Source organism: Coprococcus hominis (ex Arizal et al. 2022) (assembly GCF_040094675.1).
GTDB classification, from domain to species: domain Bacteria; phylum Bacillota; class Clostridia; order Lachnospirales; family Lachnospiraceae; genus Coprococcus_C; species Coprococcus_C hominis.
Map to the genome: position 1 here is coordinate 115075 of NZ_JBBNHG010000019.1, position 25962 is coordinate 141036.

Annotated in this window: 24 protein-coding genes and 1 other RNA gene; 22 read left to right on the plus strand and 3 right to left on the minus strand. The window is 43.1% G+C overall.

Annotated elements, in window-relative coordinates; all coding sequences use genetic code 11:
- Nucleotides 1-42: 42 nt before the first annotated feature.
- Nucleotides 43-693, plus strand: a complete 651-nt coding sequence (locus AAAT93_RS01500; RefSeq protein ID WP_021985667.1) for a DUF1836 domain-containing protein — start codon at nucleotides 43-45, stop codon at nucleotides 691-693.
- A gap of 18 nt (nucleotides 694-711) precedes the next feature.
- Here AAAT93_RS01500 and AAAT93_RS01505 read toward each other — a convergent pair whose 3' ends face one another.
- Nucleotides 712-2010, minus strand: a complete 1299-nt coding sequence (locus AAAT93_RS01505; protein ID WP_420315038.1) for an HlyC/CorC family transporter — start codon at nucleotides 2008-2010, stop codon at nucleotides 712-714.
- 222 nt (nucleotides 2011-2232) lie between these two features.
- Between AAAT93_RS01505 and AAAT93_RS01510 the strand changes: the two genes are divergently transcribed.
- The 5 genes from AAAT93_RS01510 to AAAT93_RS01530 all read left to right on the plus strand — a co-directional run bounded on the left by AAAT93_RS01510 (nucleotide 2233) and on the right by AAAT93_RS01530 (nucleotide 7249).
- Complete coding sequence (locus AAAT93_RS01510; RefSeq protein ID WP_227573346.1) at nucleotides 2233-3546, plus strand: O-acetylhomoserine aminocarboxypropyltransferase/cysteine synthase family protein; 1314 nt, start codon at nucleotides 2233-2235, stop codon at nucleotides 3544-3546.
- A gap of 119 nt (nucleotides 3547-3665) precedes the next feature.
- The gene (locus AAAT93_RS01515) at nucleotides 3666-4604 is read left to right on the plus strand and encodes a glycosyltransferase family 2 protein (RefSeq protein WP_021985664.1); all 939 of its coding nucleotides are present in this window, start codon (nucleotides 3666-3668) and stop codon (nucleotides 4602-4604) included.
- Nucleotides 4605-4630: 26 nt separating this feature from the next.
- The gene (locus AAAT93_RS01520; protein ID WP_021985663.1) at nucleotides 4631-5209 is read left to right on the plus strand and encodes a zinc dependent phospholipase C family protein; all 579 of its coding nucleotides are present in this window, start codon (nucleotides 4631-4633) and stop codon (nucleotides 5207-5209) included.
- A gap of 67 nt (nucleotides 5210-5276) precedes the next feature.
- A complete protein-coding gene (locus AAAT93_RS01525; RefSeq protein WP_021985662.1) occupies nucleotides 5277-5462 on the plus strand; it encodes a hypothetical protein in 186 nt (61 codons plus the stop codon).
- Nucleotides 5463-5617: 155 nt separating this feature from the next.
- Nucleotides 5618-7249: an ABC-F family ATP-binding cassette domain-containing protein gene (locus AAAT93_RS01530; RefSeq protein ID WP_021985661.1), complete on the plus strand. Its 1632-nt coding sequence runs from the start codon at nucleotides 5618-5620 to the stop codon at nucleotides 7247-7249.
- A 123-nt stretch (nucleotides 7250-7372) separates the two neighbouring features.
- Here the strand turns inward: AAAT93_RS01530 and AAAT93_RS01535 are convergent, their stop codons facing one another.
- Nucleotides 7373-8284, minus strand: coding sequence for a hypothetical protein (locus AAAT93_RS01535; RefSeq protein ID WP_195541306.1), 912 nt, complete (start codon nucleotides 8282-8284; stop codon nucleotides 7373-7375).
- Nucleotides 8285-8484: 200 nt separating this feature from the next.
- Here AAAT93_RS01535 and AAAT93_RS01540 point away from each other — a divergent pair, with 200 nt between their 5' ends.
- The 11 genes from AAAT93_RS01540 to AAAT93_RS01590 all read left to right on the plus strand — a co-directional run bounded on the left by AAAT93_RS01540 (nucleotide 8485) and on the right by AAAT93_RS01590 (nucleotide 22182).
- Entirely contained in the window at nucleotides 8485-9594 is a 1110-nt protein-coding gene (locus tag AAAT93_RS01540; RefSeq protein WP_195541305.1) for an alpha/beta fold hydrolase, read from the plus strand.
- A 336-nt stretch (nucleotides 9595-9930) separates the two neighbouring features.
- Nucleotides 9931-11334, plus strand: a complete 1404-nt coding sequence (locus AAAT93_RS01545) for an extracellular solute-binding protein (RefSeq protein WP_227573347.1) — start codon at nucleotides 9931-9933, stop codon at nucleotides 11332-11334.
- Nucleotides 11335-11525: 191 nt separating this feature from the next.
- A complete protein-coding gene (locus tag AAAT93_RS01550) occupies nucleotides 11526-12509 on the plus strand; it encodes a carbohydrate ABC transporter permease (RefSeq protein ID WP_021985657.1) in 984 nt (327 codons plus the stop codon).
- A 15-nt stretch (nucleotides 12510-12524) separates the two neighbouring features.
- Complete coding sequence (locus tag AAAT93_RS01555) at nucleotides 12525-13406, plus strand: carbohydrate ABC transporter permease (RefSeq protein ID WP_195541303.1); 882 nt, start codon at nucleotides 12525-12527, stop codon at nucleotides 13404-13406.
- 152 nt (nucleotides 13407-13558) lie between these two features.
- Nucleotides 13559-14698, plus strand: coding sequence for a peptidylprolyl isomerase (locus AAAT93_RS01560; protein ID WP_021985655.1), 1140 nt, complete (start codon nucleotides 13559-13561; stop codon nucleotides 14696-14698).
- 145 nt (nucleotides 14699-14843) lie between these two features.
- Nucleotides 14844-15851 (plus strand): deoxyguanosinetriphosphate triphosphohydrolase, encoded by a 1008-nt coding sequence (locus AAAT93_RS01565; RefSeq protein WP_117781196.1) that lies wholly within the window; start codon nucleotides 14844-14846, stop codon nucleotides 15849-15851.
- A 45-nt stretch (nucleotides 15852-15896) separates the two neighbouring features.
- Nucleotides 15897-17708, plus strand: a complete 1812-nt coding sequence (gene dnaG / locus AAAT93_RS01570; protein ID WP_021985654.1) for a DNA primase — start codon at nucleotides 15897-15899, stop codon at nucleotides 17706-17708.
- Between the two features lie 95 nt (nucleotides 17709-17803).
- On the plus strand, nucleotides 17804-18931 hold the full coding sequence (gene rpoD / locus AAAT93_RS01575; RefSeq protein WP_227573353.1) for an RNA polymerase sigma factor RpoD: 1128 nt from the start codon (nucleotides 17804-17806) through the stop codon (nucleotides 18929-18931).
- Nucleotide 18932: 1 nt separating this feature from the next.
- Nucleotides 18933-19682, plus strand: coding sequence for a tRNA (adenine(22)-N(1))-methyltransferase (locus tag AAAT93_RS01580; RefSeq protein WP_227573348.1), 750 nt, complete (start codon nucleotides 18933-18935; stop codon nucleotides 19680-19682).
- A 1-nt stretch (nucleotide 19683) separates the two neighbouring features.
- Nucleotides 19684-20472 (plus strand): Nif3-like dinuclear metal center hexameric protein, encoded by a 789-nt coding sequence (locus AAAT93_RS01585; protein ID WP_227573349.1) that lies wholly within the window; start codon nucleotides 19684-19686, stop codon nucleotides 20470-20472.
- Between the two features lie 24 nt (nucleotides 20473-20496).
- A complete protein-coding gene (locus tag AAAT93_RS01590) occupies nucleotides 20497-22182 on the plus strand; it encodes a nucleoside kinase (protein ID WP_117781193.1) in 1686 nt (561 codons plus the stop codon).
- A gap of 16 nt (nucleotides 22183-22198) precedes the next feature.
- Here AAAT93_RS01590 and rnpB read toward each other — a convergent pair.
- Nucleotides 22199-22546: RNase P RNA component class A (rnpB, locus tag AAAT93_RS01595), an RNA gene on the minus strand.
- 69 nt (nucleotides 22547-22615) lie between these two features.
- Between rnpB and AAAT93_RS01600 the strand changes: the two genes are divergently transcribed.
- The 5 genes from AAAT93_RS01600 to AAAT93_RS01620 all read left to right on the plus strand — a co-directional run bounded on the left by AAAT93_RS01600 (nucleotide 22616) and on the right by AAAT93_RS01620 (nucleotide 25957).
- Nucleotides 22616-23161 (plus strand): nitroreductase family protein, encoded by a 546-nt coding sequence (locus AAAT93_RS01600; RefSeq protein ID WP_021985649.1) that lies wholly within the window; start codon nucleotides 22616-22618, stop codon nucleotides 23159-23161.
- Between the two features lie 20 nt (nucleotides 23162-23181).
- A complete protein-coding gene (locus AAAT93_RS01605; protein ID WP_021985648.1) occupies nucleotides 23182-23922 on the plus strand; it encodes a LytR/AlgR family response regulator transcription factor in 741 nt (246 codons plus the stop codon).
- On the plus strand, nucleotides 23909-24754 hold the full coding sequence (locus AAAT93_RS01610; RefSeq protein WP_021985647.1) for a sensor histidine kinase: 846 nt from the start codon (nucleotides 23909-23911) through the stop codon (nucleotides 24752-24754). The genes AAAT93_RS01605 and AAAT93_RS01610 overlap by 14 nt, the downstream gene beginning before the upstream one ends.
- Before the next feature lie 79 nt (nucleotides 24755-24833).
- Nucleotides 24834-25529 (plus strand): hypothetical protein, encoded by a 696-nt coding sequence (locus AAAT93_RS01615; protein WP_021985646.1) that lies wholly within the window; start codon nucleotides 24834-24836, stop codon nucleotides 25527-25529.
- A complete protein-coding gene (locus AAAT93_RS01620; RefSeq protein ID WP_021985645.1) occupies nucleotides 25526-25957 on the plus strand; it encodes an acyl-CoA thioesterase in 432 nt (143 codons plus the stop codon). Before AAAT93_RS01615 ends, AAAT93_RS01620 begins: the two co-directional genes overlap by 4 nt.
- Nucleotides 25958-25962 lie beyond the last annotated feature (5 nt).

The window sequence follows — 25962 nt, forward strand, 5'->3', positions numbered from 1 at the left end:
TTTTCAATACTATATAATATACGCATTAGGAGCGTATATTATATGGATATTGAAAAGGACAGCCTGAAAAAACAAATACGGGAAATGACACAGCTTGGCTATATTGCACCGGAGGATCTTCCTTCGATTGAGCTTTATATGGATCAGGTGACGACGTTCATGGATAAATATCTTTCGCAGAACAAACGGTATGAGGAAGATAAGACGCTGACGAAAACGATGATCAACAACTATACGAAGAACAATCTGCTCCCGCCGCCAGAGAAGAAGCGGTATACGAAGGAACATCTGATTTTGCTGATTTATATTTATTATCTGAAGAATGTGGTTTCAATCAACGATATTCAGATTATGCTGAAACCGCTGATTGATCATTATTTCGAGAATCCGGAGGCTGCACACAGCTTAGAAGAGATCTATGCAAGTCTTTATAAGCTTGAACAGCGTCAGCATTTCCGGGTAGAGAATAGCATTATGAAGACATTTGAATTATCAGAACGAGATTTTCCGGGTGCAGATGATCAATACATCAAGAACCTGAATTTCCTCTCTTTGCTTGGATACGATATCTATATGAAGAAGAAGATCATGGAGCGGATTATCGATGAGATGGCTGCGGAGCAGGCGAAAGAACAGGAGCAGACAAACGGGAAAGAGAAGAAAATAAAAGAAGAAAATAAGAGAAAAAAATAAAAAGAGACGAGGCGTCAATTACGCCTCGTCTTTTTCGTTGGATGGTTCTGCCGGAAGAAGTGTGAGAGTCACGCGTTCGATACGGTTTCTGTGCACTTCGGTTACCTTAAAGTGGGCACCTTCACAATGAGCTTCTTCACCGGCGGTTGGAATCTTATCTAACAATTCAATGATGAATCCGGCAAGTGAATCATAATCCTTGGATTGGAAATTCGTGTGGAGTTTATCATTTAAATCATCCAGCTTGATGGATGCATCAATATCATAAGTATGGTTGCCGAGATCCCGGATCAGATCATTCTCGTTCTCGTCGTATTCGTCCCGGATATCCCCGACGATCTCCTCGACCAGATCCTCCATTGTGATGATTCCGGAAGCCTGTCCGTATTCATCAAGTACGATTGCCATACTGTCTGCGGAGGTTTTCATCTCCGCGAAGATCTGGCTCGTCTTCTGATACTCATATACAAACAATGGTTTACGCAGGATGCTTCGCAGATCAAAATAACGGATATCTAACAGCTCCCGGTAGAAAAACAGATCCTTGATATTAAGGATACCGATGATATTTTCTTTGGAATCCTCGTAAATCGGGATTCTGGTATAGGTTTCACTCTTGAAGATATCGACAAGCTCTTCATAGGTAGAATTCACGTCGGCAGATATAACATCGGCTCTTGGAATCATGATGTCCTTCGATAATGCATCGCCAAAATCAACAACATTGGAGATCATGAATTTCTCTTCGGGCTCAATGACGCCTTCTTCATGCGATACATTTACGATAGTTCGAAGCTCTGCTTCGGTAATGCTTGCCTTCTTCGCGGATGGGTCGACACGGAACAGCTTGAAGATGGCTCCGGTCAATATATTTAACAGGAAGATAACAGGGGTGAGCAACGTCATCAACCACGAAATCGGGTAGACAACGACCATGGAAAGCTGCAATGCATATTGTGTTGCAAGGGTCTTCGGGGAGATCTCACCGAAGATCAGGACAAGCAATGTCAGAATTCCGGTCGATACACCAATGTACTTACTTCCGAACATGTTTGTACAAAAGGTTGTTGCAAGTGCGGAGGCGGAGATGTTGACGATGTTGTTTCCGACCAGGATCGCACTTAATAGTTTGCTTGAATTTTCAGTTACTTTTAATACTTTCTTTGCTTTCTTGTTTCCGCTATCTGCGAGAGAACGAAGCTTTAGATGGCTTACCGTTGTCAGTGCAGTCTCTGAGGAAGAGAAAAAAGCGGAAAGTGCCAGTAAAATCAGAATTATAATTAGTTGTAACGCGGGACTATTGTCCAAAAAAACCACTCCTTTTGTGTATAAATTTCCTTATATTCTATATATTTGGATGAAGGGTGTCAAGTATAGATTTGGCTATAACATATAATTATAACTGATTCAATTTAATTCCTATTAGACAAATAGGAATTAAGATGGTAAGATAACCTTGCAATCAAGAAAACGGGTTGCAAACAAGAAAAGACAACAAGGCACAAGCTGGAAAATAAAAGAAAGATGAGGTACAAAATTATGGGAAAGAAACATTACGAGGACAGAAATTTAAAGTTTGAAACATTACAGTTACATGTAGGACAGGAACAGCCAGATCCAGTGACAGACGCAAGAGCCGTTCCAATTTATCTGACATCTTCTTATGTGTTCCACAACAGTCAGCATGCGGCTGACCGTTTTGGATTGAAGGATGCCGGTAACATCTATGGACGTCTGACAAACCCGACAGAGGATGTATTTGAGAAGCGTATCGCAGCACTCGAAGGTGGTGTCGCAGCACTTGCAGTTGGTTCCGGAGCAGCCGCTCTTACATATGCATTTCAGGCACTGGCACATGCAGGCGACCATATCGTAGCAGCCAAGAACATCTACGGTGGAACTTACAACCTGCTTGCACATACACTTCCGGATTATGGTATCGAGGCAACTTTCGTAGATCCATTTGACTACGATGCAATCGAAGCAGCTATCAAGCCAAACACAAAGGCAGTTCAGATCGAGACACTTGGAAATCCGAATTCAGAGGTTGTAGATATTGAGCGTATCGCAAAGATTGCACATGCACACAACATTCCGCTTGTTGTTGATAATACATTTGCAACACCATACCTTGTAAGACCAATCGAGTATGGTGCAGATATCGTCGTTCATTCCGCAACAAAGTTTATCGGTGGTCATGGAACAACACTCGGCGGTGTGATCATTGATAGTGGTAAATTTGACTGGCTCAAGGCAGCGGACAAGTTCCCATGGCTGGTAGAGCCAAACGTATCTTATCATGGAGTCAGCTTTGCAAAGGATACTGCTCCGGCAGCATTTGCAACTTACATCCGTGCGATTCTGCTCCGTGATACAGGTGCAACAATCTCGCCAGTACATTCCTTCATCTTCTTACAGGGGCTTGAGACATTGTCTCTCCGTGTAGAGCGCCATGTAGAAAATGCACTGAAGGTTGTACAGTATCTGAAGAATCAGCCACAGGTAGAGAAGGTAAATCACCCATCGATCTCTGAGAATCCAGAGCAGCAGGCACTTTACAAGAAGTACTTCCCGAATGGTGGAGGATCAATCTTTACATTTGAAATTAAGGGTGGCGCTGCAGAAGCACAGAAGTTTATCGATAACCTCGAGCTCTTCTCCCTGCTTGCAAATGTAGCGGATGTGAAGTCGCTTGCAATCCATCCGGCATCAACCACACATTCTGAGTGCAACGAGGCAGAGCTTCTCGATCAGGGAATCAAGCCAAATACGATCCGTCTTTCTATCGGTACAGAAAATATCGATGATATCATTGAGGATCTCGATGAGGCATTTAAAGCACTTGCAGAGTAATCACTTGTGAAAATATGGTTAAAAAGAGGCAGAAACTTGGTCTGCCTCTTTTTTATTTACAGAAAATGTGGTAAAATAAGATTAGTAAAAACAAACAGGAAAGTGTAAACGGTGAAAAGATGTTATCAGTCGTATTACCTGCCTATAATGAAGAAAAAATGATTCAGAAAGCGGCAGGAACCATAGGCGGAATTTTACAAAAAGAAGCCATTGATTATGAGATTATATTCGTAGATGATGGTTCCAAAGATGGAACGTGGCAGCAAATAGAACAGACACAAAAAGAAGATCAGCATGTCAATGGAGTTCGTTTTTCCAGAAATTTCGGAAAAGAATCTGCCATGATGGCGGGACTGGAAAATGCAGGTGGCGATTGCGTTGTTGTGATGGATTGTGATCTACAGCATCCACCAGAGACAATCGTGGAGATGTATCGGCTGTGGCAGCAGGGATACGAAGTTGTCGAGGGCGTGAAGCGTACGCGTGGAAAGGAAAACGTCTTTCATAAATTAAGCGCGGGACTTTTTTATAAACTGATTTCGAAGGCTGTCAAGATTGATATGTCCAGAGCGTCGGATTTCAAACTGATGGATCGACGCGCGGTAGAGGCGTTGCTTGCAATGCCGGAGCGAAATGCTTTCTTCCGGGCGTTATCTTCCTGGATTGGATTCCGGACAACCTCGGTGGAGTTTGACGTGCAGGAACGGGAAATTGGCGAGTCGAAATGGTCGACCAAGTCATTGATCCGTTACGCAATCTCCAATATCGTGTCGTTTTCTTCAGCACCGATGACACTGGTAACAATTACCGGTATACTTGGGTTTCTGTTTGCGGTTATACTAGGCATACAGACACTTGTAAATTATTTTTCTGGTCATGCGGTCGAAGGATTTACGACAGTGATCCTGATTATCCTGATCATGGGCAGTCTGATTCTTATGGGATTGGGTGTCATAGGATATTATATTGCGAAGATCTATGAGGAGGTTAAGTGCCGCCCACGCTATATTGTATCGCGAAAAGTCGGAGCAGGCATGACATGGGAGAAACGTAGATAGGTTTAAAAAACCAAAGGAGGTATTGGATGCGTAAGAAATCACACATATCGCTTACAAAGGGTGTTGTACACGGACTGTCCGCAGAACAGCGGTTCGGACATCGCTTATCCCTGTATGTGGGAAGCATACTTCCAGATTGTACACCTTCTTTTTTGACAAGACGTCATTGTATCGAGGATACGTTTGATGTGTGTGAAAAGAAGATGCTTGGATTCTTGAAGCATTACAAAACAAAGAAAAAAGGCGTTTCGATCTTATCAAGTATTCGGATGGGTGTGGTATTGCATTACATTGCAGATTATTTTACATATCCGCACAATGCACATTATCCGGGAACTTTGAAAGATCATTGCAGTTATGAAGAGGACTTGAAGCATCGCATGCGAAGCTTTGTGCGCAACAGATATGAATCTGGCGAGATGCAGTACGATGAACGGATGCTGCCAACGATTCATTCCCTGCAGGAGTTGCTCGATTATGTCAAAGAAAAACATGAATATTATGTACATGATCGTGGAAATGTGAATCTGGATTGCGCGTATTCGTATATTGTTTGTCTGGCTGTGATGTATTCTCTGTTGCAGCTTGCTGTAAATCCAGCATAAAAATAGAGAATCTGACGCATACTATCCGGGAACTGTAAGAAAACAGTTCAGAGAAGGAGGATATTGTATGCGAGCTGGAGCAGAAGTTTACAGAGAAGTAGCTGAGCGTTGCAGCGCTTATGACAAGCGTGAGCGGAAATCTTGTTTTTGCAATGTGGCAGAGGGCGAGAAAAGCTGTCTGAATTGCAGACATTTCGCAGAGGACGAGCATTGCAGACTGGATCTGTACGATCCGATTGTAAAAGAGTTATAAGAAATGAAGGGACTTTTTCGGAAGTCCCTTTTTCTTATGGTCGGAGGATGGCGGAAGAGATACGATTCGGACATGGCATAATGCTTGACATAAAAGAGGGTGGTTGTTATACTCATAGCTAGTTTTGGATAAGCAGTATAGAAAGGAAACCAGATATGATTAGTGCAAATAATGTAACCCTGCGGCTTGGAAAGCGGGCTTTGTTTGAGGATGTAAATATAAAGTTTACAGAGGGAAACTGTTACGGTTTGATTGGTGCAAATGGTGCAGGCAAATCAACCTTTTTAAAGATTCTTTCCGGAGAACTTGAACCGACAAATGGTGAAGTTATCATGAATGATGGCGAGCGTCTGTCTGTCCTGCAGCAGGATCACTTCAAATACGACCAATATATGGTACTCGACACGGTTATTATGGGAAATAAACGCCTGTATGATATTATGAAAGAAAAGGACGCAATCTATGCGAAGGAAGACTTCACGGATGAAGATGGTATCCGTGCATCGGAGCTTGAAGCAGAGTTTGCAGAGATGGATGGCTGGAATGCAGAGAGTGATGCGGCAACCCTCCTGAATGGTCTTGGCGTTGATACAGATATTCATTACAAAATGATGAGCGAGCTTGATGGTAATCTGAAAGTCAAAGTCCTTCTGGCACAGGCTTTGTTTGGCAACCCGGATGTTCTGCTTCTGGATGAGCCAACCAACCATTTGGATCTCGATGCGATTGCTTGGCTCGAGGAGTTCCTGATCAACTTTGAGAATACGGTTATTGTTGTATCCCATGACCGTTATTTTCTGAACAAGGTATGTACCCATATCGCAGATATTGATTATGCGAAGATCCAGCTTTATGCCGGAAACTATGACTTCTGGTATGAGAGCAGCCAGTTGATGATCAAGCAGATGAAGGAAGCAAATAAGAAGAAGGAAGAAAAAATCAAGGAGCTGCAGGACTTTATTCAGCGTTTCTCTGCAAATGCTTCAAAGTCCAAGCAGGCGACTTCCAGAAAACGTGCGTTGGAGAAGATTCAGCTTGATGAGATTCGTCCATCCAGCCGTAAATATCCATATATTGATTTCCGTCCGAAGAGAGAGATTGGAAATGAGGTCCTTACTGTATCAAACATTTCCAAGACAATCGATGGTGTAAAGGTGCTTGACAATATTTCCTTTACAGTCGGACATGACGATAAGATTGCATTTGTCGGACCAAACACGATTGCAACGACAACGCTGTTCCGTATCCTTGCCGGAGAAGAAGAACCGGATGAAGGAAGCTACAAGTGGGGCGTTACAACATCACAGGGATATTTCCCGAAAGACAATACGAAGGAGTTTGATAATGATCTTGTGATCGCAGACTGGCTGGCACAGTATTCTGACGACAAGGATGCAACGTATGTGCGTGGATTCCTTGGCAGAATGTTATTTGCCGGTGAAGATGGCGTGAAGAAGGTTAAGGTGCTTTCCGGTGGTGAGAAGGTGCGCTGCCTGTTGTCAAAGCTTATGATTATGGGTTCCAACGTGTTAATCCTCGACGAGCCGACGAACCATCTGGATATGGAGAGTATCACAGCGTTAAATAATGGATTGATCAAGTTCCCTGGCGTCTGCCTTTTTGCCTGTCAGGATCATCAGTTTGTACAGACAACCGCGAACCGTATCATGGAGCTTACGAATACGGGCTTGATTGACAAACAGACAACCTACGATGAATACCTTGCGAATGATGAACTTGCAAGAAAACGTCAGGTCATGAATATGGCAAGCGACGATCAGGATTGATCGGAATAATGAAAATCGAATGATTTGAAAAGAATAAAAATGGACAGGCTTTTGAAAAAGCCTGCCCATTTTTTACTATGCGAACGTTCGTGATAGTAAAGAAACACACGATGCAGCATTTTACTAATAGGTTGTTTCTGTATCGATATCCAGATGCAGAATGAATTTCAACATCCGTTTTGCGTTGACGTAATTCCGCTCTGTGTTCCCCGGAAAACCTAAGTATACTTTGTCATAACCGAGATTTAACCCTTTTGCGAAGTCTGTGTCACTGATATCAATGGCGAAAGGTACATTTACCCCATCGTTATCGTCTGCAGTACAGATCCGGGATTCCACTTCTGAATAAATTTCGGCTGGCAGATAGTTTCGCAAAGGATAGATGATTTCCTGCATTGCACAGTATTCCAGTCCTTTTTCGTCCATGATCATAACATCATAAAAACCATTAAAGCAAAGCATTGGCAGCTCGGTATAGACGGAGGCACTGGAGTTTTGTGAATATTCTTCCAGGTAAGTATCCTTATCCAGATGTACGGTTACGTCACTCTCTAACTGATAAGCACCGTTCAGATTGTAAAAGTCCAGATATTCATCAACGAAGGATGTGTCTACTGCGGAAGGCTCCGGTGAATTGACGATGCAGTAGGACAAAGCAACTGGACGGCTCTTCTTATAGATCGTAACCGGAATTGCAATACAGATGGCGAGTAAAACCAGACCAAGGATAATTCGCCCCTTATAATAAGATAGGATGTATCCGAATTTTTGACCTTTCGTCATACCTTCCATGTGTTCTTTGATCCGTGCACGTTTGGCACGCTGACGGTCGCGGAAACTCAAACTGTGTAATTCGAGGTTGTCCTCGGTATTGACAGTTGGCTTTGTGTCTTTGGATTTATTTTCAACATCTGTTTTTTCTGTACCTTCCGGTGCGGATTGATCTGACTGGGATTCGTTGATCTCTTCGACAACATCTGTGCTGACAGCTTCGGACTCATCGACTGTTGATTTTGACAGTTCCTGTTTGCTCATGTTTATGCTTGTTCCCTGTATAAAGGAAATTCCTCCTCGAAATAAAACTTTCTACTATATTAACATAGAAGCAGTGCAGGAGGAAGTGCAAAATTGTGAAATAAATATCACACACCTGAAAACTATTTACTTTTCAAATAATCTACATTATTATATAGGTATGTGAAATGCAACAAAATAAAGGAAAAGGGAATGGAAACGTGAAAAAAGAAGCAAATCCAAAGGAAAAAAAGAAGTTCAAAGAATTTCTTCATAAGTTTTTCAAAATCTTTATTATTATATTTGGGGCCGCAATTGCGATTAACATCCTTGTGATTGGTGTGTTGTTTTTGATCCACAAAAACAAGCTGGCGGATGAACGGGGGTATCTGAATCCACAGGGGCAGATGGTTGATGTCGGCGGACATTCTGTGCATGTGATCGTAGATGGCGATGAAAACGCAGATAAAACACTGGTTTTTATCCATAGCAATGGTATCACGGATGATTCGGTTGCCTTAGAACCGTTGTTTGGCAAGCTACAGGAGTATCGTCTAGTGTATGTTGACCGGAGTGGATTTGGTTACAGTGATACGACAAAGACGGATAAAGATATTGAGAGTATTGTCACAGAGCTTCGGACGGCATTGGAGAAAGTGAATGTCAAAGGACCATATGTACTTGTGCCAAATGGCATTGCGGGACTGGAAGCAACCTATTGGGCAGATAAATATCCAGATGAGGTGGAATCAATCATTGGAATCAATATTTCAGTGGCGGATGATTTTGACGGTGTGACCGAAGAGCAGTACTGCGGATTCTTCAATTATTTGATGGTTAAATTTGCTGCGATTGGCGGACAACGGTATGTTAAGAGCGTTTACCCGGATAATTTTGGTGCGGTATATACAGAAAAACAGATGATCGTGCGTAAGGCATTGATCTCAAAGAATTTCTATACCTCCGATATGTATGAGGAGGATCTGCAGGCGGTACACAATGCTGCTGTTGTGAAGGAACTGGGTTGGCCGGAGCAGACGCCGATGCTTGTGATTCTTGCTAATCCACTGATGGCACCGTATATCGAGGACGATTCGTCTGTACGGGAAGAGTATGAGGACGCTTTAAAGGAAGTCTATGGAACTGCAACGGATGCGAGTGCGGGTGATGCAGACGGCGTAGACTATGTCGGAGAATACAACGCGGACAAGAAAGCATATTACAGTCAGTATAAGAATGTCCAGATAGAGGAGATGTCTGGCCCGTCGAGATTATACACTTATGATCCGGACGGAGTAGCAAAATTAATCAAAGCATACCTGGACGATTAGGCGGATTTTGACACATTTATTCCAAATTATAGTAATAATGCACAAAATTGTGAAGAAAAAGTGAAAAAGTACTTGCATACTTGGTAAATATGTCCTATAATTACCTTAGTCATGACGGAGTATGTTATGATATTTCACAATTAACTAAGGAACCGACAGTCTTAGACTGGAATAATAACAGGTTCAAACAAGTCTTATTTGACCGATATGTCGTAGGCTTCGTTTAAATTGCACATAGATAATACGAATTTTAGAAGGATTTATCTGTGGAATGTTCGGAGGAAGATATGGTATGGAGGTTAAAATGACAAAAACACATTAAAGGAGGGTTTTTTTGTGAAGAAATTTAAAAAAGCAATGGCATTGTCATTGGCACTTGCAATGGGACTTTCTCTTGTAGCTTGTGGCGACAAGGAGAAAGAGACAACAACAGAGGCTACAACAACAGAGGCTACAACAACAGAGGCAGCCGCAACAGATGACGCTACAGCAGATGACGCATCAGCATCAAACGCAGAGGTGGCTCTTCCAATGCCTGCAGAAGACAGCGATCCAATCTATGTATACTCATGGAATACAGAGCTTGGTGACAGACTTCAGTATGTAAAGGATAAGTATCCTCAGTATGCTGACCTCATTCAGTATGAGAACCTTGGTCTTGGCGGAACATCTGATGAGTACAAGAGTGCTATTGAGAACGCTATCGCTAATGGCGGAGACAAGGTACCTTCAATCGTAGCATGTGATGATGATGTAGCTCTGTACTTCCTGAACTCAGAATCTATCGTTCCTGTTGAGGATCTTGGCATCACAGCTGATATGTACAGCAACGCTTACCAGTATACAGTTGACTACGCTACAATCGATGGCAAGCTCAAGGGTATGTGCTGGCAGGCAACACCTGGATGTTTCATCTACAGAACAGATATCGCTGAGGAAGTTCTTGGAACATCAGATCCAGCTAAGGTTCAGGAGTATGTAAAGGATTGGGATACATTCCTTGATACAGCTGAGACAATGAAGCAGGCTGGTTACAAGATGCTTTCAGGTCCTTCAGATGCTAAGAAGCCTATCATCGATCAGAGAACATCTGCATGGGTAGAGAACGACACAGTTAACATCGACCCAGTTATCACAGAGTATATTGAGTTCGCTAAGAAGCTTTATGATGGTGAGTATACAAACAACAATGCTCAGTGGTCAGATGGCTGGAACACAGACTTTACAGCTGATGTATTTGGCTACTTCGGATGTACATGGTTCACTTACTGGTCAATCAATGATGAGGAAGGTTCTGATACATACGGAAAGAGAAATATGTGCCAGGGTCCTGTAACATATCACTGGGGCGGTACATACCTTGGTGTAACAGATCAGTGTCCTAACAAGGAACTTGCTGCACTTGTTCTTTACACACTTTGCTGTGATACAGACACAATGTACAAGCTCTCAGATGAGACTCTTGACTTCGTAAACAACAAGGCTGCAGTTGCTAAGCTTATCGCTGATGGTAAGGGTGAGTCTCCAGTTCTTGGTGGCGCTAATCCACTTCAGACATGGGCTGACAATGCAGAGAAGATCAACCTTCAGTACGCTACAGAGTACGATTCAACATTCAATGGTTATCTTGACAATGCTTCAGAGGCATACAACTCAGGCGAGCTTAAGACTGTTGATGACGCTGTAGAGGCAATCAAGCAGTCTATCAGAGATGGTTACCAGAACCTTACAGTAGAGTAATTTACTGGAACCTATATTTGATATGAATTTATGGTTATGCACCGGGTACGCCCGGTGCATAATTTAAAAAAAACATACCGCTGTTAGGCATTTTACAGATAATACTCCAATCAGTATTACCTGTAAAATGTCTAACGGGGGACGCGAAAAAATATGTTTAAAAATTATGAAAAGGTTGGGGAAGTGAAATCATGAAGAAAAAGAAAGTTGAATATGGTAAGTATGGATACTTCTTCATACTTCCATTCTTCTTAGTATTTTTTGTATTCCAGCTGTATCCGTTGATTTATACTTTTTACCTCAGTTTTGTAGAATATTACCAGATTAAACTTGGAAAGTTCCAGGGTCCAAACTTTAACGGACTTAAGAACTATGTAATGGTACTTGCAACTACAAAGGGTTCTGGAAAGAATCTTGAGGTTGTATCATGGTTCGATACCATGACAGTTAAGACCATTGGCAACACATTGAAGATTTGGGTTTTGAACTTCATTCCACAGATCCTCTTAGCCTTGCTTTTGGCTTCTTGGTTTACAGATACAGTCGTAAAATTAAAGGGACAGGGCGCATTCAAGATCATGATGTTCATGCCGAACATCATTACAGCATCTTCCATCGCCGTATTGTTCTACAGTTTGTTTAATGCAAACGGACCTATTGCTATGATGCTTAGAAATGCACACATCATCGGACAGAAGTATGACTTCATGGAGAGCCCTGGTGGTACAATCGGACTGATTGCATTCATGCAGTTCTGGATGTGGTATGGTAACTCTATGATCGTCCTGATTGCAGGTATCTTAGGTATCAGTCCATCACTCTACGAAGCTGCCATGGTAGATGGTGCAAACAGCAAGCAGCAGTTCTTCAAGATTACATTGCCACTGTTGAAGCCGATTATCCAGTACAATCTGGTAACATCCGCTATCGGTGGTTTGCAGATGTATGATATTCCATCTCTGTTCAACGTTGACCAGTCCTTCAATGGTAAGCCAAACTATGCATCAGAGACAATTACAATGTGGATCAAGTCACTTGGATTCACATCTAAGGATTATGGTAAAGCAGCCGCTTCATCTATTATCCTGTTCCTTGTAACAATGGTAATCAGTATCGTCTTCTTCGCTGTAACAAAAGACAGACAGCCGAAGCAGAAGCATGCTGTAATTCGATAAGGGGGTGTACGAATAATGGCTAAAAACGCAGAAGTTGAAGCAAGCTACTCAGGACGTATTCGTGCAACGAAGATATTTAGAACAATTATTTGTGTCATATTGTGTATCATCAGTGTGTTCCCGTTCTATTTGATGATCGTGAACTCAACACTGGATTCAAACACAATCAAGACTGGTGTACATTTGCTTCCGGGTTCTTTCGCACAGTTTGGTAAGAACTTTTCAGGATTGATGGCAAAGGCACAGGGCGTTGGTACTTCACTTTGGGGCGCTATGCTTCACAGTGCAATTATCTCTGTACCGGCTACAATCCTTACAGTATATTGTTCTACATTGACAGCTTATGGTCTTACAGTATATAACTTTAAGCTGAAGAATGCGGCTCATACATTTATTATGGCTATCATGATGATTCCTGCACAGGTTTCTATCATCGGTTTCATGCAGTTCATGATGAAGGTTCATCTGTATGATTCTTACTGGCCATTGATTCTTCCTGCAGCAGCATCACCTGCTACATATTATTTCATGAAGCAGTATATGGCTACAGGCCTTTCGCTTGAAATTATCGAGGCAGCCAGAATTGATGGTTCTGGAGAGTTCTCTACATTCAATAAGATTGCATTACCTTTGATGAAGCCAGCTATGGCTACACAGGCGATCTTCGCTTTCATTACATCATGGAACAACTTGTATACACCTTCTATGATGTTGACAGATACAGCAAAGAAGACATTGCCTATGTTCATCATGGCTCTTCGTTCAGAGCAGTTCAGACAGGATTATGGTGTTATCTACCTTGGCCTGTTCTTGACAGTATTGCCTATCTTCATTGTATACTTCACATTATCAAAGTACATCATTGCTGGTGTAGCTCTTGGCGGTGTAAAGGAGTAATTTCAAGGATTTTAAAAGGATCGCGTAAGCGGTCCTTTTTTTATGCCTGATAAATGATTGCTTTCTGTGTATTTACTGTGAAAAGAGTTGACGATAGACAAAAAGAAAAGTAAAATAGAACATGCATATAAAGAAAGGGTTGGAGGACCAAAATGATTAAAGGTAAGAAGTATTTAAAGAAACAGGTGGTTGCTTCTGTGCTTGCATTGAGCATGGCTGCAGCATCGCTGACAGGTTGTAGTAACGGACTGAGCAGTTCGAAGAAGGAATCGTCCAATGTTGGCACGATGACACAGGAAGAGGCATCTACAACAAAGGTCATGGTGATTGGCGATTATGATATATATATGGATGAACTTCTGGTGTATGCGATTCAGGCAATGGTTACGAACAATGGAACACTGGCATCAGTAAAGGCAAATCCGGATACATACAAGGAACAGACGTTGTCTTTGATTCGTACGACCAAGATTTTGTACGATGTTACACAGCATAATGATGTGACGCTGGATGATAGTGATATGGAGACAACCAATAATACAATCAATAATTTCCTGAAGTCTATGCCGGATGGATTGTTGGAAAAGTATGGTATTTCTGAAGATGTAGTACGTAAAGTTTTTACAGAACAGACGTATGTATCGAAGTTTGAGAATGATATTAAGAACGACATGGGTAAGACGATACAGGATGACGTAGAAGAAAAAGTGAAAGATTATAATTTTATGGTTTTTGATTATATCTTGTTTCCGACTGTAGAGACGACTGAGGATGACACTCCGGCAACGAATACAGATGGAAGCTATAAGTATGTGGATGATGCAGCAAAGCAAAAGGCAAAGGAAAACGCAGAGGCTCTGTTAAAGGAACTGGAAGCAGGCGGTGATGCAGAAACCCTTGCAACAAAATATGGAGTTTCGAATTATTATTTTGAGAGAACTGGTTATGTAGGAAGCTTTACAGATAGTATTAATAAAGCGGTGGAGAATATGAAGGCTGGTGATTGCTCTGGCGTGCTGGAAGAGAAGTTGGGCTATGCAGTCATTCATATGAAGTCGGATCATGATGAAGAATTGTTGAAGAATTATGCATATGCGGTTGCCAGTGATACGGTTGATGATCAGTTTGATAAGCTGGAAGAACAGTGGCTCAGTACAATCGAAGTTGACACGGAGAAGGATATGGAAGGCACTGTGTGGGCAGATTATGATTTGTCTGGGTTGGCACAGTCCCTGGCTGATGGCGGATTGTTAAATGGAGCTTCTTCCACATCCAGTGCCGGATCGAACTAAATATGATTTATTAGTCAAAGATACAAATACGGAACAGTTTGCGACAGACTGTTTCGTATTTTTTTGTAAAAAAATAAAGGGAAAATGAGAAAAGTGTGGAATATATTATATAGGTGAGTTTTGACATGAACGAAAGGAAAAAAGATTGACAATTCGAGAAGAATTAGAAAAAAGAGAACATCAAATCTATCGTACATGTGCCTGCTTTGCGGATCGGACAAAAGGACGAGTAAGGCAGGAAGAAAAATGCGATTTGCGTACAGAATTTCAGAGAGACCGGGATCGGATTTTGCATTCCAAATCATTCCGTCGGATGAAACATAAGACGCAGGTTTTTTTGTCTCCGGGCGGAGATCATTACCGAACCAGACTGACACATACGCTGGAAGTTGCGCAGATTGGACGGACGATTGCCAGATCTCTGTTTTTGAATGAGGATCTGGTTGAGGCGATTGCTTTGGGACATGATCTTGGACATACGCCGTTTGGTCATGTTGGAGAACGGGCACTCTCTAAGTATACATCCAAGCCATTCTGTCACAATGAGCAAAGTATTCGGGTGGTGGAGCATCTGGAGAAAAATGGCGCGGGATTGAATCTGACATGGGAAGTACGGGATGGCATTTTGAATCATCGGAGTGCATGCGAACCGGCGACTTTGGAAGGAAAGATTGTCCGTTTGTCAGACAAAATAGCATATGTCAATCATGATATTGATGATGGAATACGTGCGGGGATATTGACAGAGGAGATGTTGCCGGTTGAGTGTACAAACCTTTTGGGGCATAGTACACGTGATCGTATCAATACATTGATTCATACGGTTGTTACAGCGAGCCATGATGTGGAAGATGTGGTTTTGCCGAAGGAATATCAGCAGGCGTTTCAGGAACTGCGCAGATTTATGTTTCAGGATCTGTATACCAATCCTGTTGCAAAAAGCGAGGAAGTGAAGGCAGAGCGCCTGATAGGTATGCTGTATGAAGAGTTTATGGAGCATGAAGACTGGTTGCCGGCAGAATATCAGAGATTTATTGAACAGGGAGAACCGAAGGAAACAGTGATCTGTGATTATATAGCAGGAATGACGGATAATTATGCGATTGATATGGCAAAGAAGATATTTATTCCGAAGTCGTGGAGCAAGGAATAACCATAGAGTCGCTCAAAATCCGTTGATAAGAATAGAGGAAGACAGTTGTATTATTCAGAAGATATAATTGAAGAGGTTCGGAGCCGCAATGATATTGTGGATGTGATCGGTGGATATGTGACCTTGAAACGCCGGGGAAATTCCTATATGGCGTGCTGCCCATTTCACCATGAGAAAACACCCTCCTTCCATGTAAACCGGGATAAGCAGATGTATCATTGCTTTGGTTGCGGCGTTGGAGGAAATGTGATCACGTTTGTGATGGAATATGAGAACTTCTCGTTTCCAGAAGCACTCAAGATGCTGGCGGAGCGTGCGGGTGTTGCTTTGCCAGAACAGAATTATTCCAGGGAACAGCGGCAAAGAGAAAATTATAAGATGGTTCTGAAGGAGATGAACCGGACAGCAGCGATTTATTTTAATTATTTACTGACTGCGACCTCGGCCGGTAAGCACGCACTGGAATACTATCATGACCGGGGATTCTCGGACGAGACGATTCAGCGGTTTGGGCTAGGATACGCGAATATTTATGAAAATGATTTGTACCAGTATTTGAAGAAACAGGGGTATACGGATGCACAGATGAAGGATTCCGGATTGGTGCGGATTGATGAACGCCGTGGCGGGCAGGATATGTTCTGGAACCGCGCGATGGTGCCGATAATGGATATCAATGGAAAAGTTGTCGGCTTTGGAGGACGTGTACTGGGGGATGGAACACCAAAGTATATTAACACCAAGGAAACGGCAGTTTTTGATAAGAGTCATACATTGTTTGCAATGAATATTGCCCGCAGATCCAAACGGCGGGGAATCATTTTATGCGAGGGATATATGGACGTCATCGCTATGCATCAGGCGGGCTTTGATAATGCGGCGGCATCTCTTGGTACGGCACTTACAATGGGACATGCAACAATTGTAAAACGATATACCGATGAGGTATATCTGGCGTACGATAGCGATGGCGCGGGTCGCAAGGCGACGATGAAGGCGATTGGCATTATGCGGGAAGTTGGAATATCAACCAGAATTATTGATCTGAAGCCGTATAAGGATCCGGATGAGTTCATACATAATCTTGGAAAAGAAGCATTTGAAGGACGGATTGCTGATGCGGTGACGGGAATTGTATTTGAGATTGACGGCATTGCACAGGGGTATAACCTGAGAGATCCGGAAGAGAAAATCCGTTTTACAAAAGAGGCGGCAAAACGATTATCTGCATTAGATGAACCGGTCGTCCGGCATAGTTATATTGAGGCGGTCGCTGAGAAGTACAAGATAGATGCAGCAGATTTGAAAGCAATGGTGACAAGGTATGGAACGATTGGATTGCAGACGCAGACAACCAATATGGATGACACGGCGCGTCCAGTGATTGCGACGCCGCCACCGGAAGGAAATCGGAATCCAAGGGATGAAGCGGCTGATCGGGAGACGCAACCACAACGGTTGCTGCTCACATGGATGGTTGGAAAGCCAGAGCTGTTTGGACAACTTGAAGGAATTCTGACGGAGGAGGACTTTATTGATGAGGATTACCATACGGTAGCCAAACGGTTGTTTGACCAGTACCGCGATAGCGGAACAGTGAATCCGGCGGCAATCGTAAATCTGTTTGAAGATATAGAAAAACAACGTCTGGTTGCAAAGATTTTGCAGACAGAGCTGGATGTGGAGATCACTGAGGATGAAAAAGAGCGGGTGATCAATGATTTAGTGAGAAAAGTCAAGATGGCGCGGATTGATTATGAACTTGCGCATATTGCTGACAATCCGGAGAAACTGCCGGAGGTAATTGCTGAAAAGGCAAGACTCACGAAATTGCATATTTCGTTAAAGAATGGATAGAATATAATCACAATGGAAGGATGGAACCTAAAATGGCAAAGAAAGTAACAGATAAGGACACAAAGCAGACAACAAAGGCGACAAACGAGAATATCATGAATTCAGACCAGATGAAAGAGCATCTGGACAATCTTGTCGATATGGCGAAGAAAAATGATAACACATTGATTGACACAGAAATCGTCAACTATTTTGTTGGAAAGCCGGATATTGAGCTTAATACAGATATGATGACAAAAATCTTCGATTATCTCGATGAACACCATGTCGCTGTTTTGTCAGAGACAGAGGAGGACGATGAGATCTTAGATGACATGATTCTGGAGGACGCAGAGGACGCAGATATTGACATTGAGAAGATTGATCTCTCTGTACCAGACGGTGTCAGCATCGAAGACCCGGTTCGTATGTATCTGAAGGAGATTGGTAAGGTGCCATTGCTGACGGCGGAGGAAGAGATTGAACTGGCAAAGCGGATGGAGGCCGGTGATGAAAAGGCAAAGCAGAAGCTGGCAGAGGCGAACCTCAGACTGGTTGTCAGCATTGCAAAACGTTATGTTGGTCGTGGTATGCTGTTTCTGGATCTGATTCAGGAAGGTAACCTTGGTTTGATCAAAGCTGTTGAGAAGTTTGATTATGAAAAAGGATATAAGTTCAGTACGTATGCAACATGGTGGATTCGCCAGGCAATCACAAGAGCAATCGCTGATCAGGCAAGAACAATCCGTATTCCAGTGCATATGGTAGAGACAATCAATAAGCTGATTCGCGAGTCCAGACAGCTTCTGCAGGAGCTTGGAAGAGAACCATTGCCGGAGGAGATCGCAGAGCGTATGGGAATCTCTGTAGAGCGTGTACGGGAGATCTTAAAGATCTCACAGGAGCCTGTATCTCTGGAGACGCCAATTGGTGAAGAGGAAGATAGTCATTTAGGCGATTTTATTCAGGATCAGAATGTACCAGTGCCGGCAGAGGCGGCAGCGAGCAACTTACTGCGTGATCAGTTAAATGAGGTGCTTGATACACTGACAGAACGAGAACAGAAGGTATTGCGTTTGCGGTTTGGTATGGATGATGGACGTGCAAGAACGTTGGAGGAAGTTGGTAAGGAATTCCAGGTTACAAGAGAGCGTATCCGTCAGATTGAGGCAAAGGCACTTCGTAGATTAAGACATCCTAGCAAGAGCAGAAAATTGAAGGATTACCTGGATGCCAATGACTAATATGCAGAATCGGGACAAGAAAATACCATTGTCAAACCGTATGCAGTCGATTCTTGCGATGCTTCAGCAGGAAAAGCTGTCCCACGGGAAGATTCCGTGTGTGGCGGATATTGGCTGCGATCATGCGTTTGTATCAATGGCATGTGTAAGAGATGGCTTGGCAGAGCGTGTTATAGCGATGGACGTGCGGAAAGGACCACTCTCCATTGCGCAGACACATATTCAGGAATATGGATTTGCAAAAAGTGTAGAAACGAGATTATCCAATGGGTTTGAAGCTATGGAACCGGGCGAAGCAACATGGGCGGTGCTTGCCGGAATGGGCGGAGAACTCATGAAAACTATTCTGCAAAATGGAAAAGCACATCTGGATGCGGGGATTGGGCTGATTTTACAGCCTCAGTCAGAGCCGCAGGCGGTCAGATCGTATCTGCAGGAAGAGCGGTACATAATCATAGATGAAGATTTTTTGCAGGAAGATGGAAAGTTTTACACAATAATCAAGGCAATAAAAAACACGGGAACGAAGAAACTGCCACAGATGGATAATGTGGAATTGAAGTATGGTCCGGTGTTGCTTCGGAAGGAAAATCCGGTTTTTCAGGAATATTTGATGGAAGAACAGCATAAAATGCAGGAATTGCAGAATCGTTTATCTCTGCAGGATACAGTATCTTCGAAACGAAGACGGAAAGAGTTGGAAGAGGAGCTTTTGTTGCTTGCGCGCGCGATGACGTGGAATCATGGATGAGATGAGAGGTGATAGAATGCGGTGTGATGAGATTATCCAGTTGTTGGAGAAGAAAGCACCCATCGAGTATGCGATGGATTGGGATCATGTAGGATTGCTGGTAGGCAGGCGGGACAAAGAAGTTCATAAGCTGATGCTGGTTGTCGATGTTACAGAAGAGATTGTGGATGCTGCGGTCGCGCAGAACGTAGATATGATTGTATCCCATCATCCGATGATTTTTGGCAAAGTAGATCGCGTAAATGATGAGACTGTGCTGGGACGGAAGATTTTGAAGCTGATTGAACATGGGATTGCCTGCTATGCGATGCATACGAATTTCGATACGATCGGCGGTATGGCGAAGGAAGCAGCAGCGATGCTTGGACTTCAGAACATGGAAGTGCTGGAAGAAACGAAAGATGGCGAAGGAATTGGCGAGGTTGGATATCTTCCGGCAGCGACGACTGTAACAGCGCTTGTAGTTTTAATCAAAGAGAAATTTGATTTAAAAAATGTGATATTGTATGGAAATCCAAATGACACAGTGGAAAAAATTGCGATCTGTCCTGGCTCTGGCAAGAGTGTGATCAATGAGGCGGTGCAGAAAAAAGCAGATTGTCTGATTACAGGAGATATCGGACATCATGAAGGGCTGGATGCAAATGAGATGGGGCTTACGATTCTGGATGCGTCCCATTATGGCTTGGAACATATATTTATGCATATCATGTATGAATATCTAAAAGGATATTGTATGGATGTTGAAATTGGAATCGCGGACGTTGGGGTGCCGTTTTCGATTTTATAGATGTGCGTGAAAGGAGTGGGTGTTATGGAAAAAATCAAGGTTACGATGGACGGAAAAGTGTATGAGGTGGATAAATTTTCTGCAATCACGGAATTTGTACACGCGCATATGCAGGAGAATAAGCAGAAGTATGTGCTTGCATTTTGCAACCGGAAGCTTTGCGAGCTTGGAAAGCTGTTAGACCGAGATGTGGAATTGAAGCTTGTAGAGAAGACTTCTGTAATTGGTATGGACACATATAAGCGAAGCCTGACATTCCTTATGGTGAAAGCATTTTCGGATGTTATGGGAAGCGGTTACAGCGTTAAGGTAATGTATTCGCTTGGCAAGGGGTATTATTGCAGATTGCTGAAGAATTTCCGCGAGGGTGACCGTATGGTATCGGAGGAAGTTCCGGTGACAAAAGATATCTTATTCCGCGTGAAAAATCGTATGAATGAATTGGTTCGTAAGGATATTGCGATCATCAAGGAGTCGGTTTCCACAGAGGAAGCAGTACAGCGGTTTGCAAAACAGGGACGCTTTGATAAGGAACGTTTATTCCGATACAGACGTGTGTCTAAGGCAAACCTGTACAGTATTGAAGATTATGAGGATTATTTTTATGGATATATGGTACCGTCAACCGGTTATATAACCTGTTATGATCTTGTTCCGTATGATACGGGATTTATGCTGATGGCACCAACACGGGAAGAACCGGAAATCATACCGGAGTTTGAACCACGGGAGAAACTATTCTCTGTATTGAAGACGTCGGATGAGTGGAGCCAGACGCTGGATGTCAGCAATGTTGGACAGCTGAATGAGTGTATTACAAAGGGAGATATCCGGGAACTGATGCTTGTCCATGAGGCATTGCAGGAAAAACAGATTGCACAGATCGCTGATATGATCCGCGCAGGGGAAAAGAAGATTGTTTTAATCGCAGGACCGAGTTCTTCCGGAAAAACGACATTTTCTCATCGATTAAGTGTACAGCTTCGTGCACATGGTCTGCGTCCGTATCCCCTTGCGCTTGATAATTATTTTGTGGATCGGGAGCATACACCGAAGGATGAGAATGGTAATTACGATTTTGAATGCATTGAGGCGATGGATCTTGATCTGTTCCATTCGGATATGAAGAAACTGCTTGCTGGAGAAGAAATTCCAATTCCAACGTTTAATTTCAAACAGGGAAGAAAGGAATATAAAGGCAAAAAACTAAAACTGAATGCAGGAGATGTGTTGGTTGCAGAAGGCATCCATGCACTAAATCCGCTGATGACAGAAGGACTTTCTGATGATAGCAAATTCAAGATTTACATCAGTGCGCTGACGCAGATCAACATTGATGACCATAACCGGATACCTACGACAGATGGAAGATTGATTCGACGAATTGTCCGGGATGCGCGTACACGCGGAAATGATGCGCGCGAGACGATTGCGATGTGGCCATCAGTGCGACGCGGCGAAGAAAAATATATCTTCCCTTATCAGGAGGAAGCAGATGTGATGTTTAACTCTGCACTGATCTACGAGCTGAGTGTGATCAAACAGTATGCGGAGCCACTTTTGTTCTCGGTACCAAAGGATTGCGATGAATATTATGAGGCAAAACGTCTGTTGAAGTTTTTAGATTATTTCCTTGGAATGGAAGTGACGAATATTCCGATGAATTCGATTTTACGGGAATTTGTTGGTGGTGGTTGTTTCGACGTTTAAGCAGAAAGAAATTAAAAGCGTAAGCCAGACGATAAGCCGGGTTATGTCGAGAGTGATTATCTATCTAGGCCTTACGTTACCGTAAGGCTCAAGCAACCTACCTGAAAACACAGCGGGCAACTGTATGGTTTTCTGTTTGGTCTTGCTCCGGATGGGGTTTACAGAGCCTGCCCTGTTACCAGAACAGCGGTGAGCTCTTACCTCGCCTTTCCACCCTTACCTCGTGTCCGAAGACAGAGGCGGTTTATTTCTGTTGCACTGGCCTGGGAGTCACCTCCACCGGACGTTATCCGGCATCCTGCCCTATGGAGCCCGGACTTTCCTCACCTGCCGATGTGGCAGCCGCAATCACTTATCTGACTTACGCAGTGATTAGAGTACCATAACTTGAATATAGATTCAAGCAAAAATAAAATATTAGGAGGATGAAACGATGGAATTATTAGAAGGATTAAAGACAAGAAGAAGTGTGAGACGGTATACGGACGAGCTGATCAGTCATGAACTGTTTGAAGAGATCATTGACACTGCAAAAATGGCTCCGACATGGAAGAATACACAGACGCTTCGCTACATATTGATTCAGAATGAAGAAATTATAAAGAAAATCTGTGACGATTGTCTGCTTGGATTTGAGCACAACGCAAAGACACTGTCCAAGTGTAAAAATCTGGTTGTGTTGACCCAGGTGAATGGCAGATGCGGGTATGAGAAGGATGGAAGCTTCTCCACAAGCAAGGGTACTGGCTGGGAGATGTTTGATGCAGGTATTGCGGCAATGACATTTAGCCTGGCTGCTTATGATAAGGGTGTTGGAAGTTGCATCATGGGCGTATTTGACGATGCGAAGGTTGCAGAGGCAATCGGATTGGAAGAGGGTAAGACGGTTGCAGCCCTGATCCCAATCGGATTTCCGAAATTTACACCGGATGCCACACCGAGAAAAGAGACAGCAGATTTGATCAGTTATATAGATTAGTAGTAATGTGAGTTTTAGATATGATATTAAAGATAGCAGTATGCGATGACAATGATAAGGATATAGAGATCATAAACCGGGAACTCCTGCTGCTGGAAGAAAAAGCAAGGGAAAAGGGATGTACCTATCAGATACAGGCATTTAAAAGCGGAAATGATATCCTGAAGAGCTTTGCGCTTGTGCAGGACATGCATATTTTGTTTCTGGATATTGATATGCCAGGAATCGATGGAATGGAGATTGCGAAAAGGCTGGAGCAGACAGAACGCCGTGTGAAAGTAATCTTTGTGACAAACCATGCAGATATGGTATTTACCGCGATTCATTACAGACCGTTCCGGTTTATCCGGAAGGAGCGCCTTCACATAGAGTTGGAGGAGGCGCTGCTTTGCGCGATTGAAGAGATTCGGGAAGAATCTTTGTATGGAGAGATATTCATAGAAAAAGACGAGGCGGAAATCCGGATCAGTGATATTACATATCTGGAAAGTCAGCGGCATTATGTGATCGTACATTTCCGAAGGAAAGATGACCAGGTGATTCGTGCAAAAATCTCGGATTTTTCAGAACGGCTGGAACGTTATGGCTTTGTTCGCACACATGTCGGGTATATCGTGAATATCCGGGACATCTATTCAATCAATACAAAACGGGTGTTGCTGGATGACCGGACACCAATCCCGGTCAGTCGGAAATATACAGAGCATGTAAGAGAAATGCATGCAAAGTATGTCAGGAGGATGTACCATGCAATTTCTTAAAAGACTGGTTGTCGCGTTGGCGTGCGCTTTGACACTTGGATTGGCGTGCCTGCTGGCACTTCTGATCCAGAATCCGGAGACAGAAGAGCATGAGCATACGTGGATTATCATTTTCTTAGTAGTACTGCTGTTGGCGGGGATCTTGATTGCAAGCTGTCTGTATGCGATTTTCAAATCCCAGCATTATACGGAAGAAAACGAAATTCTGAACAAACAGCTCGACCATGAAGGGACGATGTACTCAAGAACGAGTGAGCTTTATGAGCGAACGAGACGGCTGAACCATGATTTGAAATCTTATCTTCTGATCATTTTAGGCTATCTTGAAAATGCAGAATATGAACAGGCACGCTTGCATCTGGTAGAGATTTTGGATCGGCAGTTAAAGATGAATCTGATTCATTATGAATCGAGTGGAGAAATCAATGCCGTGTTGAACGACAAGTTGAGTTATGCGGAACAGCATGCAATCACGCTTGATATGCATATCAGCGGAGAAGTGCCACGGGAGGATAGCATGAATGTTGCAATTCTGTTATCCAATTTGCTGGACAATGCGATGGAAGCTGCGGAGAAGGCGGAATTGCGCAAGGTGCAGCTTGAGATGTATGAAGAAAAGGGCATGTATTATATCGACATTATCAATACGGTAAATGCATCAGTGTTACATCATAATCCAAAACTGCAATCCACGAAGAAAGATAAACAACAGCACGGAATTGGATTGAAGAGCGTTCGACATATTGTAAAGCAGCTTGAAGGCAGCCTGCAGATGTTTGAAGAGGATGATGCATTTCATTCCTGTGTCTCATTTCCGATGCAAAAGGGTTGAAATATAAAATAAAAGCTTGTATATTAAAATGAGTTTTGCAAAAGACGGAATGAAATATAGAAGAAAGTAGACAAAAGCAATGATAGAAAAAGGAAGAACAGATCAGATTATAGAGCAGCTGATCGATAGCGTTGAGAATGGACAAAATGTTCCATTTGCGCCAGGTAAGGTATCGGTTAATAAAGAAGAGACAATACGATTGTTGCGGGAATTAGAAAATATCGTACAGGGCGAGCTGAAAATTTACCGGGAAGTCAATGACCGGAAAGGTAAGATTCTGACAGAGGCAAAGAAGGAAGCAGAAGAAATTCTGACGCAGGCGGAGCAGAACGCCAGCCGTATCCGTGTGACAAAACGGATGTCCACACTTCCTGCATTTCATCCGGGCGATTTGGAGCCGGAGGATCGGGAAGCGTTGCGGACTGCCGGAGACATCTATGCGGCATCTTTGATCTACACAGATGAGATGCTCACGGAGGTAAATGATCTGTTGGCAGATTCGTATGATCTGGTGAAACAGCAGTATGCGAAGATGGTAGAGACGTTGGAGGAAAAGACTCGGATCGTGGCAGAAAATAAAGCAGAGTTGATGGGCAATCTCAAGGAACTCAGCAAGGAAGAACGTTATGCACAGATTCTGGAGCTTGGACAGCTTCTCTCGAATGAGTTATATGATGAGAAGAACAAGGTAAAGCTTGCAGCGGCGAAAAAGAAACCTGTGAAATTGGAATATGAAGAAGAAACAGGAAAAGAAGAAAAGGAACAGAAGTCATGACGAGATATCCATATTATGAAAGAACCATTCATTATTACGAGACAGACCGGATGGGGGTTGTACATCATTCGAATTATGCGCGGATTCTGGAAGACTGCCGTATCGATATGATGGCGTATTACGGACTGCCATATGCGGAGCTGGAACGCATGGGATATATGATTCCTGTGCTGGAGTTATCTGAGAAATTCACGGAGAGCCTGAAGTTTGGAGAAGTGGTAAAGGTAGTTCCAGATATTTACAAGGTTAGTGCATACAAATTTTATATCAGTTACAAAATCTATGATGAAGGGATGAAGACGGTCAAGCATACGGCAACGACAGCACATTGCTTTTTAAACAATGATTTCAAACCGGTCAGTCTGAAAAAAGAAGCACCGGAATTATATGACAAGCTGTTGCTGATGGCAAATCCGGAAGCATATTAGGAAAT